Below are 14,699 nucleotides of genomic sequence, written 5' to 3' on the forward strand. Positions count from 1 at the left end.
CAAGATCAAAATCAATATGAATAAATATACACCACAACGAATTTTTTCTCAAGAGTATTTTAGCCGTTATATCCGATAAAAGCACCAAAAACTTCGTTCCCGAGAAGCACACCTTTGTCAGTCAACCGGTAAATGATATCGTCTTCTGTTTGCTCAGCTTCCAGCAGGCCATCCTTCATTAATTTATGAATAACATCACCGAACTTGTCCTCCAGCTTCTGGCCTTCAAATTGGTTCGAGAAGCGTGATGCCGGAACTCCGCTTAGCAGCCTGAGCCCAACCATCATTAAATCCTCCATCGCTTCAGCTTCAGTAACTTCAAACGTTTCAAGGCGCGGAAGCTTGCTTGATGCCGCATCGATATACGGTGTAATCCCTTTTAAATTAACATGACGCATGCGATTCACATAACCATGCGCGCCCGCTCCGAGGCCGTAATACGGCTCATTGCGCCAGTAGGTGGAATTATGGCGGCTCTCATAACCTGGTTCGGCGAAATTGCTAATCTCATAGTGGCCGTATCCATTTTTTTTCAACATGTCCATTAGCAAAATAAACATATTAAACTCCTCTTCCTCTGGAGGCAAAGGCAGCTCGTTGCGCTCATAGAGCTTATGGAACAACGTATTTTCTTCTACTTTTAGACTGTAGATGGAGTAATGGGGCAATCCCAGCTCCATCGCTTTGTTCACACTGTCTCTTAACAGCTCAACCGTTTGACCTGGCAGGCCAAACATCAAATCGATGGATAAGTTGGTAAATCCAACTTTGCGTGCATTCTCGATACTGCGATATACATCATCTACGCTATGAATGCGGCCAATACGCTCCAGCAATCCATTATCAAAGGATTGAACCCCGAAGCTGATCCTGTTCACGCCGCCTTCCTTCATAGCTGTCAGCTTGTCTATGTCCGTTGTGCCTGGATTCGCTTCCATCGTAAATTCCACATCTGGAGCAAGCGGGAAATAAGTGCGTACTGCTTTTAGAAATCTTTCCATTTGCGGAGGAGTCAGTACGGTAGGCGTACCTCCACCAACAAAAACAGTATCAATTTCTACTGGCGGCCATTCAGCAACTGTACGCTGCATTTCTTGCTCAAGCGCATCGAGATACTGATCAACAGGCTGTCCCTTTAGTACATAGGAAGTGAAATCGCAATAATGACATTTATTCGTGCAAAAAGGGATGTGTATATATAAAGCACGTGGTGATTGCGTAATGTTCATCGTTAACATTCTCCTTCAAGCGTAAACGGCTGGCACTGCATTAGAGCGGCAGGCTCACGTCCCGCGTTGAAATATAAGTCGGTAAATACAGTTCACTTAAAATAGAAAAAAGGGAGAGCTGCGCCCTCCCTCATCCTCGTACGTTTTAATCCTCGCCGATTTTGAGTACCGCCATGAACGCTTCCTGCGGCACCTCTACACTACCTACTTGTTTCATCCGCTTCTTGCCTTCCTTCTGCTTCTCAAGCAGCTTCCGCTTCCGGCTAATGTCACCGCCGTAGCATTTGGCAAGAACGTTTTTACGCATTGCTTTTACTGTCTCACGCGATATGATTTTGTTGCCGATAGATGCTTGAATCGGCACCTCGAACATTTGACGCGGAATAAGTTCCTTCAACTTTTCACAAATAACCTTGCCGCGTTGGTAAGCACGATCGCGGTGGACAATGACAGACAAAGCATCAACCTGTTCATTGTTAAGCATGATGTCCATTTTGACCAGATTGGATCTGCGGTAGCCAGATATCTCGTAATCAAACGATGCATAACCCTTCGTGCTTGATTTCAACTGATCGAAGAAATCATACACAATTTCTGACAAAGGCAATTGATACGTGAGCGTTACACGATTCAAATCCAAATATTCCATATTCACGAATTCGCCCCGCTTGTTCTGGCAAAGCTCCATGATTGCGCCGACATAGTCATTTGGTACAATGATAGCAGCTTTAACGAAAGGCTCTTCTACGAAGTCAAGCTTGCCTGCTTCAGGATAGTTCGATGGATTATCAATCTCCATCGTTTCGCCATTTGTCAGTGTAATTTTGTAAATTACGCTCGGTGCTGTCGTAATAAGCGGGATGTTGAATTCCCGTTCAATCCGTTCTTGAATAATTTCCATATGAAGCAAGCCAAGAAATCCGCAGCGGTAGCCAAAGCCCAAAGCAGTTGATGATTCCGGCTCATATTTGAGTGATGCATCGTTAAGCTCCAGCTTCTCAAGCGCATCACGCAAATCATTATAGTCCTGTGTCTCGATTGGATAGAGTCCGCAGAATACCATCGGGTTAATCTGACGATAGCCTGGCAGACGTTCAGGTGCAGGTTTCTTCGCATCCGTAATTGTATCACCGACACGCGTGTCCTTCACGTTCTTGATGCCCGCAACGACAAAACCAACATCGCCAACTGCAAGCTCCTTCACGATCGCCATGTTCGGCATGAATGCCCCAACCTCGATGACCTCGAATTCTGCTCCCGTTGCCATAAACTTAATTTTATTGCCTGCTTTGATGCTTCCATCCATAACTCGTACATAAACGATTACGCCTTTGTAGGGATCATAATGGGAGTCAAAAATAAGCGCTTTAAGCGGCTGATCTGGATCTCCTACTGGTGAAGGCATTTTCGTAACAACCTGCTCCAGTATTTCCTTAATGCCGATTCCCGCTTTTGCGGAAGCAAGTACCGCGTCGCTGGCGTCTAATCCAATGACATCTTCGATTTCCTGCTTTACCCGTTCAGGCTCCGCACTTGGCAAATCGATCTTGTTAATAACAGGTACGATCTCCAAATTGTTGTCTAACGCCAAGTATACGTTAGCCAGCGTTTGCGCTTCAATGCCTTGCGCAGCATCAACAACGAGCAATGCACCTTCACAAGCAGCGAGACTGCGTGAAACCTCGTATGTAAAGTCGACGTGTCCAGGCGTGTCAATCAGATTGAGTATATACTCGATCCCGTCATCTGCCTTATATGCCAAGCGTACCGCTTGCAGCTTGATGGTAATTCCGCGTTCCCGCTCCAAATCCATTTTGTCAAGAACCTGCTCTTGCATCTCGCGAGATGTCAAAGCGCCGGTAAATTCTAAGATCCGGTCAGCAAGCGTAGACTTTCCGTGGTCTATATGCGCGATAATGGAAAAATTCCTAATTCTCTTTTGTCGGTCACGTACGTCAGTCATGCCTAACCCCCACAATTTCCAATAATGCTAATCATTCCTCCTATTATATCAGTTAAGGGGAAGACCAGCAATGTTCATTATCACTTCGTCAGCCCATCGAATATAGATACGACCATTCGAATGCCTTCACTTGACATATTTTGCAGCAAACCAGAGGTTGAATCTGCGATCTTATTTACTGCTGGCTGGTCACTCTTAAGCGGAAGACCAGGCATCCTTTCATTTTCGGCAGGAAAGGTTTCGGCCGTTTCTCCTATAGTTTCGTCATCATATGCAGCAAGTCGCTTTAGTTCTTTAAGCTCCTGCTCAAGCTGGGCAATCTTTTGCTGCTGTTCCTTCTGAAAATCATTAACTGGCTGCACATTCTGCTCTGTCTGCGGAATCTCTGTGTACCCGCTTGAGCCTTCTATAGGTCCATATATACGCTCGATGCCCGAAGAGGACATATCAATGCCATACATGATGATTATCGCCAAAGCACCACCCAGCACCGTCCATTTTAGCGCATTTCGTTTCACTTATTCTTCGCCCCCTCCTACTTTTTTGTTGATGCCTTCTCGTCTGCCCAGTAAATTTCGGAAATAACTGCTGCCAGCGCATCCGCTGTTCGATAGGACTCTTCGAGGGTGTTGTCTACGCCCCCTACTTCTATAAGCACATTATCCTCAGCTAGCGATTGATTGTATTCGGCATTGCCTGATGAGGCTGTTTTGCCCCAAATTCCGCGAGAGATGCCTGGATATTTTTTTTCGAGCGCTTCATGGATTTTTGTCGCAAAGGCTTCATTTTTTTCCCAATTGGGATTTTTATGGCCGATAATGAAATAAACCTGCGCGTAGCTTTTGCCTTCAATATCGATGGTCGTTTCTTTCCGCCTTTGCGAGTCACGGTGAAGATCAAAGAAAAACTTCAAATCCTTGCTGCTGGCAATGGCTTCTTTCACCGTCTTCATCGAATATTTATAGGAATAATTCCAATCATAACCTTTAATCGCCGTTGGATAATCAGTGTTCGAGTGCTGTGCACCTACACCCTTCTCCTCCAGCTTCTGGGCAAGTCGTTTGCCAACAAGCGTAATATTTTTTGTACTAGAATTCGGGTCTTTCTTTTTATCTGTCAGCTCAGGGTACCAGGATTCGCGATTATGCGAGTGATAGATAAAAGCCACTTTTTTTCCGCCAGTCGTAGGTTTCGCCGGCTCCCCGTTATCACCTTCGCCAGTTCCTGAAGATGGCTTGTCTGTCTGTACCGGCAGCGGCTCCTCCTCATTTCCTTCTGTCGTCCCATTATTCGATACATCTGTTCCTGCATCCTCATGCAATTCGCCAAGCGGATCATATGTAATCGGTGCATTATCTTCCGGTCCCACCGCTGTATCCGTACCGATGCCCTTGCGAATTAAGTAAGCATCATTAACCCCCATGCCAGGCAGCTCGCCTGCAAGCAGGCTTTTAGGATCGTTAGGGTTAATATCCGTTAAAGCTCTCATAAGAAACGCGCTAATTTGCTTTGATGTAAACGTATCTGTCTCCCGACTGCTTTGAAATGCAGGCATCTCCATCTCTAGCATATCCCCAAAAAAACCGCTCGATACAGCAGCAGCAAAACCTTTCATTGAATTTACAGGCGAAGCTGTCGTTTGCTGATGAGCCATACCCGCTGCTCCTAACAAAATAAAAAATACCATTGAGCAAAATGAGAGCAACGCGAATGTACGTCCCGTTACTAGCAATTGTCTCACTCGTCTACTTTCCTTCCCTATATCAAGCAGCATAATTTTTCTTTTCATTGGTTTTTTACCTCCCGCTTCATAGTGCTAGCCGCATTAGTCACTACTAAACTATGAGAGTGATAGAGTTCATAGAACCAAATCTATGTGGAATAATTAGCGTTGATAGAGTTATAGGGATACAAAATAGCGAATCGCGCAAAAAAAGAAGCTGTCCAAAGGTTATGCCTTTAGAAAGCTTCCTTCTTAATTATACTAGGAATTTAATGCGTATACGCCGCAACATTGCTTGAATCAACCGCTTCGTGCAGCGATGCATTTAGCCCGCTTGCTATAATGTTGGCGATATCCTCTATAAATTCATCAATTTCCTTTGGCGTAACCAGCAGATCATGGCCAAGCGGGCTGAGCACTTCCCTAACGAGCTGCAGCCTCTCGTTTTCTTCCATCTGATTTACCAAACCTAAAATTTGATCCGAGTTTGCGCTTTGTTTCTTAAAATGACTGCTCATCATCTCAAGTGTGTTGTTGACGATGGTCGAAGCATAAACAACGGTAGGCACTCCGATCGCAATGACCGGGACACCTAAAATTTCTTTTGTAAGCCCTTTTCGTTTATTCCCGATGCCAGAGCCCGGATGAATGCCTGTATCTGCAATTTGGATCGTTGTATTCACTCTCTCTAATGCTTTAGATGCCAATGCATCAATAGCAATGACGAGTTCCGGACTCGTCTTCTCAACGATACCTTGAACGATTTCACTGGATTCTATACCCGTTATGCCAAGCACTCCAGGCGCTACCGCACTTACCGCGCGATAACCAGGCGCCACTTGATCAGGCATTAGTTCGAAAAAATGGCGAGTGACCATTACATTCTCAACAACAATTGGACCAAGCGCATCAGGCGTAACATTCCAATTGCCTAAACCTACAATTAGAACTCGCGCTGTTTTACTTATGGATAACCGTTCAAGGAAAGCTTCAAAATGTTTGGCAAACTGTGTCGCCACCCTATCCTGCAGTCCCGTATCCCCTTTTCGCAGCTCCGGAACCTCAATCGTCACATAATGCCCTTGCATTTTGCCAATGGCCTGAGCGCCTTGTTCGTTTTGTACATGCAGCTGCGTAATCGTTATTCCTTCATCTTCAGAAGTTTCGGATTGTATGCCTGGTATAGGCCCGCCGCTTGGCGCCTCTGCCATCTCCTTCGCTTCAAGCGCCAAGTCTGTTCTAACATTATATTTTTGCAAATCAAGTTCGTTCTCCATTGCTCATTCTCCCTTCAAACACCAGTTCTGATGTTATTGTTTGCAGATGGATTATTTTCATACTCGTAGATGAGCCTTCATCCTTACGGAATACAGTTTTTATAAGGAGCTTCCTGCTATTGCTTTTTGAGGAGTGGCATGATAATATACTTTAAGTTGTGTTGTCTAGGTTTATGATGTAGATAAACCGTTGTAAACAGTTTAGGAGGTGAATTCCATGCCAAATATTAAATCCGCGATTAAACGCGTTAAAACAAGTGAAAAGCGTCGTGCTTTGAATGCATCCCAAAAATCCGCACTTCGTTCGGCCGTTAAATCTGCTGACCAAGCTATCGCTGGCACTGATGTAGATGCTGCTAAAGCAGCTCTTATCGCTGCAACGAAAAAGTTGGACAAAGCAGCAACTAAAGGCCTGATTCATAAAAATGCGGCTTCCCGCAAAAAATCTCGTCTTGCTAAACGTCTGAATGCCCTTTCGGCTCAAGCCTAAGCAAGATAACCGCTCTTACGAATGACGTTGTCCATCTGGTCAACTGAAACTCGTTTAGCACAACAAAAAAAGCTTCACTGCTCTTATCGAGCGGTGAAGCTTTTTTGTTTTTCCATGCTGCTTATCAGCTGCTCACATAAAAAAAGGCAATGGAAAGAACGCTATGCGCCCTTCTCCATGCCAAGTGAAAGCAAATACAGCTCTAAACCGAGCGTTTTATCAATTGCTCCGGTTTTCATTTTATAATCGAGATCTGCAAGTGAAGCCAACAGCCTGCCAAGTCTAGCCACTTGAAATTTCCGGCTTTTCTCCGCGGCAAGCTTGACTGCGTATGGATGCAAGCCTAATTGGCCAGCCATTTGCTGAGGGGAATAGTGATGCTGCTCCAGCTCTTTGATTTGCAGCATGATTCTTAATTGCCTAGCGATAAGAGCGGCGATCTTGATTGGTTCTTCACGACGAACCAGCAATTCTCTGTACAGTCGAATAGCCTTGTCCAAACGAAGCTCAGCGATCGCATCCACAAGCGCAAATACGTCCTCCTCAACTGTTGCTGCAGTTAGCATAGATGCCGTCTCTACATCAATGACACCGCCTGTTCCCGCGTGCAAGCACAGCTTGTCCACTTCCTGCGACAATTGCTGCATATTCGCTCCGGCTCGTGATAGGAGCAGCTCAGCCGCATCTGAAGACAAGGTTCTTTGCTGATCTGTTGCCCGCTTAATCATCCATTGCTTAAGCTGAGCCGCGTCGAGTTCAGGGAACGGAACTAAGGAATGACGATCCTTTAACGTTTTTACAAGCTTTCGACGTTCATCCAGCTTCTCTGATTGGACAGAAATAACGATAATGGATGTCTCTGAAGGATACTCCATATACTGTATCAGCTTCTCAGGACGATGCTCAAGCTTTCCGCCTTCCTTGCCCCCAGCACACAGCACAGTCGCATCTCGTATTAAAATCAGCTTCCGCTGCACAAAAAAAGGCGATGTTTCCGCTTCAAGAACCGCTTCTTCAATCGAGGTTTCCGCAGTATCAAATTTAACAATGCCAAGCTCTCGCTCCTCAGCTGTAAACATCGCCTCGGTCAATACGTTAATAAATTGCTGCAGCCGATATCGATCCTTGCCATACAGCACATAAATGGGACGGAAGCGTCCGCCCTTTATTTCTTTTAATGCTTCCTTTGCATCCATACCTTCACCTCGTCACGAGTAAGTACAATTAGACGGCAACAAAGGGATGAGCCATATAAAGCCTCATCCCTTTGCCGAACATCTATATAAACATTCGCAGGCAGGTCCATGGTACCGCCCTGCGGATGGTCATACGACGTTAAGGATTCGTCGCAGACACTATCGCTGCTAACATTATACGCATAAATCGATGTAAATGTGCGTAATAACCCTTAATTTTTGCAGTCCGCAATCTGTGCTCAAACGAGCAGTTTCCAAGTTAATGCCCTGCCTTCTGCTCCGTCAGCGTAGATAAATCGATCACATACTTCTCAATTGCTCCTTGTTCAACATGAACCTCGTAGGTCAGCTTTTTGCTGTCCTCAGACCAGATGAGATTGAGCAGCTCACCATTTTTGCGCGGTGATGTGAAGACGATAGATTTATCGGCAGCAGCAACAACTTTAATTTTAAAATTTTCAGCCGTGCCGCTATAAAGGCCATCGGGTGAAACCGTTGCCGTGCTGTTCGTATTCATACCTAAACCATTCTCGCCTTCGTTTTCAACCAATCCTTCAGAAGGATTCGAAGTTAAGCCTTTGACTGAGCCATCCTCAAATGACCCGCCATCAGGCGCTTTGTCTTCTTCATTGGTTAAAGGATTGATTGCGGTACTCTTGGACGATGGCGCTGAATCGGCATCTTTATCTTTAGTTGCCGTTTCCGTCTTCACTTCTGGGTCTTCAGCACCGTTAGCGCTCGCTCTATAAGACATTTCCACTGGCGTTTCGTTCATCATATCAGCCGCGACGTTATTCGATTGCTTGGCTGAAGATTCTGATGCATTCATATCGCCAATCGAGCCTGAATTATACGTTACGATAAACAGCCCTGCAACGATTCCGGCTGCGATCACACCACTCATAATGCGCATGGACGGCCAGCGGCGTTGACGCTTCGAAAGACGTTTTGTTGCTTCCGTTCTGCTAACCATGGATGGCGGTTCCGCTTCAGCCTGACCAAACAGTTCCATCCGCTCTAATTGAGGCATAATCGCATCGACTAAGCTATAGCTCGGCATAACTTTTGGCAAACTGGTAAGCTCGGCGGACAATAGCTGTAACCGCTCGAACATGGCTGCACAGTCCGGACACTGTCTAGTATGATTCATCAAGACTTCGATTTCGCTTTCATCGAGATCGTTGTCTAGCTGTCTTTGCATTAGTTCCATCACCTCTTGACAATTCATCCCCGGACACCACCTTTCTGATAATCATGGAGTAAAGTCTGCAGCTGTTGCCTAGCTCTGAATAAATAGGATTTCACTGTATTGAGCGGCAAATCGAGCGAATCTGCAATTTCATTGTAAGAGAAATCCTGTAAATACCGAAGGACGACGACCGCACGATGATGCTCAGGAAGCTTGTCGATAGCGGCTTGAATGTCTTTAACAGCGTAAGCAGACATTACCTCGTCCTCCACGTTTTGTTTTTCGTGGAATACCATGTCGTGCTCATCTATTGAGACGGTCGGTTTATTTCTCCGAAACTTGTCAATGCAAATGTTGGTTACAATACGTTGAATCCATGTTTTGAACTGCGCTTTTTCTTCGTACGAGCCTATTTTTGTATAGATGCGAATTAGCGCTTCTTGCGCTGCATCAAGGGCATCCTGTTCATTATTTAATATATAATAGGCTGTCCGATAAACATGCGTTTCAATCTCTCGCAATAGAGTAATTAAAGCGTCGCGATCTCCCGACTGAGCGGCTCTTATAAGCTCCGGCTCCACCACGAAGGATCCCCCTCTCTTGCAACCATTCTGACGAACTGGTTGCGGTAAAAGTTGCAGATAAATTAGAAATATTACTTTATTTTTTTTAGTAAGTTTTAACAAGCAGAGCGATTGTCCCCAAGCGGACCGTCTTGAATGCACGAAGCAGGAAAAAAACCATAAAAAATTTACAGATACTCGCTATGCTGTGAAAGAATCGAAATAAACTCCACATTAAAGGATACCAAATTTCAACTAACTCGTATATAGAAAGAAGTCGAATACCTCTGAAAACGGCTCGACTTCTTTATTCCTAAGTATGAATGATTTTCATATGATATGCGAATTTAGGTACGGAAAGATGAAGGCAGGCTTTCTATCCGCATTTTTTTGATACCCGCCTTACTTAATTTTTGTATACGTAAATAAATCTTGGCTGGTTACAATAAACCGTACCTCGCCATCACGATCTGTTCGCCACAAAGCGGTTCCCGCTTGATTTAATCGAGAAATCACATCTGGACTAGGATGGCCATAGGTGTTTGTCGCTCCAACAGAAGCTACTGCTCCAAGCGTACGCCAATAATCGAGCCACTCTGAGCTTGTTGAAAAACGACTGCCATGATGTGCAACCTTCATAACTGAGACAGTCTTTTCATTTGAATCCATTATATTTTGCTGCCGCTCATTTCGTATAATGGCGCGTTCCGTGGCTGCATTAATATCACCGGTAAACAAGAAGATCGACTGAAAAAGCTGAACACTAAGCACAACACTGGCTTCATTCTGTTCCTCAAGGTGAGCCACCGCTTCCTCTTTTTGCCCCAATGGCCACAAAACGCTTATCTTCGTATTTGCATCTACCTGCTGCTTCATGCCCGCAGACGCGCTGTACATTGGAATTCCCAGTGCAATTGCCTGCTTAATAAGCTGCTGCGCATCATCTGCTTCCTTCAGCGTTCCGTTCCACCAAATGCTGCGTATTGGAAATGTCTCCAAAACCGCTTTTAAACCACGGATATGATCGCTATCCAAATGTGAAATGACGAGGATGTCAATCTCGCGCACGCCTCTTTTCATTAGTAAAGGCACAAGCACCTTTTTCCCAATTTCAAAAGGGTCACTCCGCTCCTTCCACTCTTCTCCCGGCTTGCGGAAGCTCATCGTACCTCCACCATCGATTAAAATATGCTTGCCGCCGGGTGTTCGAATATGTACAGCATCGCCTTGACCAACATCTATAAAACTAACTTCTGCCTGACGGTTAAATAAATCCGGTTCAAAGGCATAAAAAATCATAATCAAAACTAACGCTAACAGCAAATATAGTCTAATCCTTAGCTTTTTACTGTTTTCTTTAACCACTATGTAAGGATGAACCGCTCCAATTGGCGCTGTCTCCTCTATGGTCGCTGCTGCTTCCTCATGTTTCGCAGCGATTTGCATCGTCCAACTGCGCAAAATCCGAAATATAACACCAAATATAATCAGCCAAGCTGCCACCCACCAAAGAGGCGGAGTTGCCCAAATCGTCCTTAGTGAATCCACTTCGGACAGCTGCTCGACGAAAGCAAACGTCCATTCATTCGCGAAATGCGAGAAATAGGCCAGCAGCTTGCCGCCGTCCTCCCAAGGTATCGCAAGCAGGAGCGATACTGCGCCAAGCGGCATAACAACAAAGCTGATGAACGGAACGAGCACAAAATTCGCGAGCATAGACAACACATGAAACTGATTGAAATAATAAATCGTCAGTGGAAAAGATACAATCTGCGCTACGAGCGTAACCGCTGCCAGATCAAGCAGCGATTTTCCTCTGCGCCACCTCGGCATCGCTTGCCGTACAGGCTGGACTCCGACAATTAGACCGATCGTTACAATGAACGACAGCTGAAAGCTGACATCCTCGATAAAATAGGGATCATAAATAAGCATGAGCACAGCAGCAGCAGCTAGCAGATGCAGCCCATCCTTCAGCTTGCCCATCCGGGCTGCCAATAGCCCAAGAACGGACATTAGACCCGCGCGGACTACCGATGGGGACGCGCCGGCAAGCAGCACATACATGGGAACGGATAACATGAGGATGAGCAGCATTCGTTCGCGGCTTATACGTGCGAGGCGCAGCAGTCCGCTAAGCGCATAAAGGAATACAGCAACATGGAGGCCCGAAATCGCTAAAATATGCGTTAAACCAAGCCTTGAAAATTGCTGGAACTGCTCTGGATCGAGGTCCTCGCGAATGCCGAGGACCAGCCCCTTCATGTATCCGGACTGCGAGGACGGATACAGCAGTTCCATCTGCGCGCCAAGCCATGCTCGCGCAATGTCGACGCGGCCGAGCAGCGCGGCCGCGGTCCACTTGGGGCCCGGCGCCGGCTTTACGGCGGCGGTGCCCTTCACTTTGAGCAGCCAGTGGATTCTCTGGCTGCTCAGGTAGCGGCGGTAATCAAATCCGCCGCTATTGGATGCGCCAGCCGGCCGCGTAAGCTCGCCGGCAAGGCGCACTTTGGCGCCGCGCTGCCAAGCCGCGGCGACCCCCTGCTCCGGCTGTTCCATCAGCCGGACATGCACGATCAACCGCTCGCGCAACGGCTGCGCAGCGGCTTCACCTTGAACGTGGATGCTGTGCGCCTCCACGCGAAACATCGCGCGGTCGCCGTCGACCTCCACCGCCGACACAATAACGCCCTCCGCTTCCGCCGCATACGCAGCTCGCGGTCCATCCGCCTCAGCGGCGACAAGCAGTGCTGGCAGCGCAGTCACGTTGCGGGCATCCGCCCATAACCGCTCTCCTGCGGCAAGGCACACTGCCAATGCACAAGCTGCCGCGAGCTGCCACGACGCTTGCTTGCCAAGCACTGCGGCGGTCGCGAGTAATATTCCCGCTCCCGCCGCAAGCCAAACGCCGCTGTTGTTCAATCCAGCAGCAGCCGCGCCCCCAAATACCCAACAAATCGCAAACCAAATTAAAGGACGTCGATTCACCTCTAGCTCCCTCCAATTCACAAAGCCTCATAACAAAAAAAGAACCTCTGTCGCATCAAAAGATGCAATCAGAGGTTCCTCCTCGTTTCTACTATTTCATGAACAACGCTATGATGTTACATCCATATGCGCCTGAGCAGGTGGCTCGTAATGATCCAAACAACGGAAAACAATACCTTTCTGGGCCATCATATTGCTCACCTTTTCACTGTCTTTCGGATAACTGCGATGATAGACGATTTCGATAACACCGCTGTTCGCAAGCATGTTAGCGCATGTCCAGCAAGGTTGGTCGGTTACATAAACGGTTGAGCCTTCGCGATCGGTACGATCGGTGAACAGCAGCAAATTTTGCTCCGCATGTATCGTTCGAATACAGCGTTGTTTCTTGAATGGCTGCTCCTTGCCGTCAACCAGCTTCATCTCAACTTCCTCCGAAATCATGCAGCCTGCCTCGAGACAATCCTGCACGCCCATCGGAGCACCGTTATACGCTGTGCCAAGCAGTTTTTTTCCTTGTACAAGAACAGCTCCAACATGTCTGCGCGGACAACGCGAGCGCGTCGAAACCATATAGGCAATATCCATGAAGTAGGTGTCCCAGTCCTTGCGGTCGGCATCCTTCGTTTGGGTGCTCATAACTCAACTTCCTCTCTCATGCTGCATCTGATGATCTCTGGTTGCATTTATTTATCGTATATTTCTTCGTTAAAGCTGATTCATTATCAAGTGGACACTAAAGCGTTTAGGCTTAGGCTTGGCTGGCAGCAATGGCTTGCTCAATATCCGCCAAAATATCATCAATGCCTTCTGTACCGATCGATAGACGAATCATGCCTGGAGAAACGCCCGCATTAGCTTGCTGTTCCTCAGACAATTGCAGATGTGTTGTGCTTGCTGGATGAATAATTAGCGACTTGGAATCGCCGACATTCGCCAAATGCGAGAATAGCTGAACGGAGTTGATCACTTTCTTGCCCGCTTCTACTCCGCCTTTAATGCCAAATGTCATAATTGCGCCTTTACCCTTCGGCAAATATTTTTGGGCAAGGTCATAGGATGGGTGGCTTGGAAGTCCTGGATAGCTAACCCACTCAACCGCTTCATGGCCTTCCAAATATTCAGCTACCTTTTGCGCATTTGAGCTATGGCGCTCCATACGAAGATGCAGCGTCTCAAGTCCTTGAAGCAATAGGAAGGAGTTGAAAGGTGAAATGGCAGCACCCATATCTCTTAGCAATTGGACGCGCGCTTTAATGATATAAGCGACAGGGCCAACTGCATCGGTGTAAACAACGCCATTGTAGCTTGGATCTGGCTCAGTAAGACCAGGGAATTTGCCGCTGGCTTTCCAGTCAAACTTGCCGCCGTCTACAATGATACCGCCGATTGATGTTCCATGTCCGCCGATAAATTTAGTCGCGGAATGCACTACAATGTCTGCTCCATGTTCAATCGGTCTGCACAAGTATGGGCTCGGGAATGTATTGTCCACGATAAATGGAATGCCATTCTCATGTGCAATTGCAGCAACCGCTTCAAGATCGATAACATCGCCCTTCGGATTTCCGATCGTTTCAGCATATACTGCTTTCGTACGCTCGTTGATTGCTCCGCGGAAGTTTTCCGGATTCGACGGATCAACAAATCTTACAGTGATGCCAAGCTTTGCAAGCGTCATTGAGAATAAGTTGTAAGTACCTCCGTACAGGCTTGTAGCGGAAACGATCTCATCGCCAGCTCCTGCAATATTTAGAATCGCGTATGTAATAGCCGATTGACCAGAAGCAACTGCCAATGCTGCCGGAGCACCCTCTAATTCAGCTACACGTTTCTCAAAAACATCCGATGTCGGGTTCATAATTCGGGAGTAAATATTTCCAAATTCCTGCAATGCAAATAGATTCGCTGCATGATCTGTATCTTTGAATCCGTAAGATGTCGTCTGGTAGATAGGTACTGCGCGCGACAACGTAGTCGGATCGATTTGCTGACCTCCGTGGACGGATAGTGTATCAAGGGAAAGCTTGCGTTGTTCTGACATTTTCTCGACTCCTTCAAATGAGTTAATAGATAATGGC

12 protein-coding genes are annotated in these 14,699 nt (G+C 46.7%); 1 reads left to right on the forward strand and 11 read right to left on the reverse strand.

The window, feature by feature from the left end; genetic code table 11:
- Window positions 1–59: 59 nt before the first annotated feature.
- From hemW to gpr, 5 genes are all read right to left on the reverse strand, one after another.
- On the reverse strand, window positions 60–1,229 hold the full coding sequence (hemW, locus tag ACIFSR_RS14915) for a radical SAM family heme chaperone HemW (protein ID WP_430058006.1): 1,170 nt from the start codon (window positions 1,227–1,229) through the stop codon (window positions 60–62).
- A 145-nt stretch (window positions 1,230–1,374) separates the two neighbouring features.
- On the reverse strand, window positions 1,375–3,192 hold the full coding sequence (gene lepA / locus ACIFSR_RS14920) for a translation elongation factor 4 (RefSeq protein ID WP_339203481.1): 1,818 nt from the start codon (window positions 3,190–3,192) through the stop codon (window positions 1,375–1,377).
- A gap of 80 nt (window positions 3,193–3,272) precedes the next feature.
- A complete protein-coding gene (locus tag ACIFSR_RS14925; RefSeq protein ID WP_339203482.1) occupies window positions 3,273–3,710 on the reverse strand; it encodes a hypothetical protein in 438 nt (145 codons plus the stop codon).
- 17 nt (window positions 3,711–3,727) lie between these two features.
- The gene (spoIIP, locus tag ACIFSR_RS14930) at window positions 3,728–4,981 is read right to left on the reverse strand and encodes a stage II sporulation protein P (protein WP_430058008.1); all 1,254 of its coding nucleotides are present in this window, start codon (window positions 4,979–4,981) and stop codon (window positions 3,728–3,730) included.
- A gap of 203 nt (window positions 4,982–5,184) precedes the next feature.
- Window positions 5,185–6,192, reverse strand: a complete 1,008-nt coding sequence (gene gpr, locus ACIFSR_RS14935) for a GPR endopeptidase (protein ID WP_339203486.1) — start codon at window positions 6,190–6,192, stop codon at window positions 5,185–5,187.
- 217 nt (window positions 6,193–6,409) lie between these two features.
- Here gpr and rpsT point away from each other — a divergent pair, with 217 nt between their 5' ends.
- Window positions 6,410–6,682, forward strand: coding sequence for a 30S ribosomal protein S20 (gene rpsT, locus ACIFSR_RS14940; protein WP_053376847.1), 273 nt, complete (start codon window positions 6,410–6,412; stop codon window positions 6,680–6,682).
- 161 nt (window positions 6,683–6,843) lie between these two features.
- On the opposite strand, the gene holA is transcribed toward rpsT, so the two are convergent.
- The 6 genes from holA to ACIFSR_RS14970 form a co-directional block, all read right to left on the reverse strand.
- A complete protein-coding gene (holA, locus tag ACIFSR_RS14945; protein ID WP_339203489.1) occupies window positions 6,844–7,878 on the reverse strand; it encodes a DNA polymerase III subunit delta in 1,035 nt (344 codons plus the stop codon).
- A gap of 259 nt (window positions 7,879–8,137) precedes the next feature.
- Window positions 8,138–9,106 carry an anti-sigma factor family protein gene (locus ACIFSR_RS14950; RefSeq protein WP_430058010.1) on the reverse strand — a complete coding sequence of 323 codons (969 nt, stop codon included), beginning with the start codon at window positions 9,104–9,106 and terminating at the stop codon, window positions 8,138–8,140.
- Window positions 9,103–9,651 (reverse strand): RNA polymerase sigma factor, encoded by a 549-nt coding sequence (locus ACIFSR_RS14955; protein ID WP_053376850.1) that lies wholly within the window; start codon window positions 9,649–9,651, stop codon window positions 9,103–9,105. Before ACIFSR_RS14955 ends, ACIFSR_RS14950 begins: the two co-directional genes overlap by 4 nt.
- Window positions 9,652–10,032: 381 nt before the next feature.
- A complete protein-coding gene (locus tag ACIFSR_RS14960) occupies window positions 10,033–12,618 on the reverse strand; it encodes a DNA internalization-related competence protein ComEC/Rec2 (RefSeq protein ID WP_430058012.1) in 2,586 nt (861 codons plus the stop codon).
- A 108-nt stretch (window positions 12,619–12,726) separates the two neighbouring features.
- Window positions 12,727–13,257: a deoxycytidylate deaminase gene (locus ACIFSR_RS14965; protein ID WP_076266860.1), complete on the reverse strand. Its 531-nt coding sequence runs from the start codon at window positions 13,255–13,257 to the stop codon at window positions 12,727–12,729.
- Between the two features lie 112 nt (window positions 13,258–13,369).
- On the reverse strand, window positions 13,370–14,662 hold the full coding sequence (locus ACIFSR_RS14970; protein ID WP_076266859.1) for a homocysteine synthase: 1,293 nt from the start codon (window positions 14,660–14,662) through the stop codon (window positions 13,370–13,372).
- Window positions 14,663–14,699: the final 37 nt, after the last annotated feature.

It is taken from the genome of Paenibacillus sp. NRS-1760 (genome assembly GCF_050467785.1).
In the GTDB taxonomy this organism is placed as follows: domain Bacteria; phylum Bacillota; class Bacilli; order Paenibacillales; family Paenibacillaceae; genus Pristimantibacillus.

Bases quoted from the DNA above. Each gene is read 5' to 3' on its own strand.
- lepA (WP_339203481.1), bottom strand. From the start codon at position 3,192: ATGACTGACGTACGTGACCGACAAAAGAGAATTAGGAATTTTTCCATT.
- hemW (WP_430058006.1), bottom strand. From the start codon at position 1,229: ATGAACATTACGCAATCACCACGTGCTTTATATATACACATCCCTTTT.
- spoIIP (WP_430058008.1), bottom strand. From the start codon at position 4,981: ATGAAAAGAAAAATTATGCTGCTTGATATAGGGAAGGAAAGTAGACGA.
- ACIFSR_RS14965 (WP_076266860.1), bottom strand. From the start codon at position 13,257: ATGAGCACCCAAACGAAGGATGCCGACCGCAAGGACTGGGACACCTAC.
- rpsT (WP_053376847.1), top strand. From the start codon at position 6,410: ATGCCAAATATTAAATCCGCGATTAAACGCGTTAAAACAAGTGAAAAG.
- gpr (WP_339203486.1), bottom strand. From the start codon at position 6,192: ATGGAGAACGAACTTGATTTGCAAAAATATAATGTTAGAACAGACTTG.
- ACIFSR_RS14950 (WP_430058010.1), bottom strand. From the start codon at position 9,106: ATGAATTGTCAAGAGGTGATGGAACTAATGCAAAGACAGCTAGACAAC.
- ACIFSR_RS14970 (WP_076266859.1), bottom strand. From the start codon at position 14,662: ATGTCAGAACAACGCAAGCTTTCCCTTGATACACTATCCGTCCACGGA.
- holA (WP_339203489.1), bottom strand. From the start codon at position 7,878: ATGGATGCAAAGGAAGCATTAAAAGAAATAAAGGGCGGACGCTTCCGT.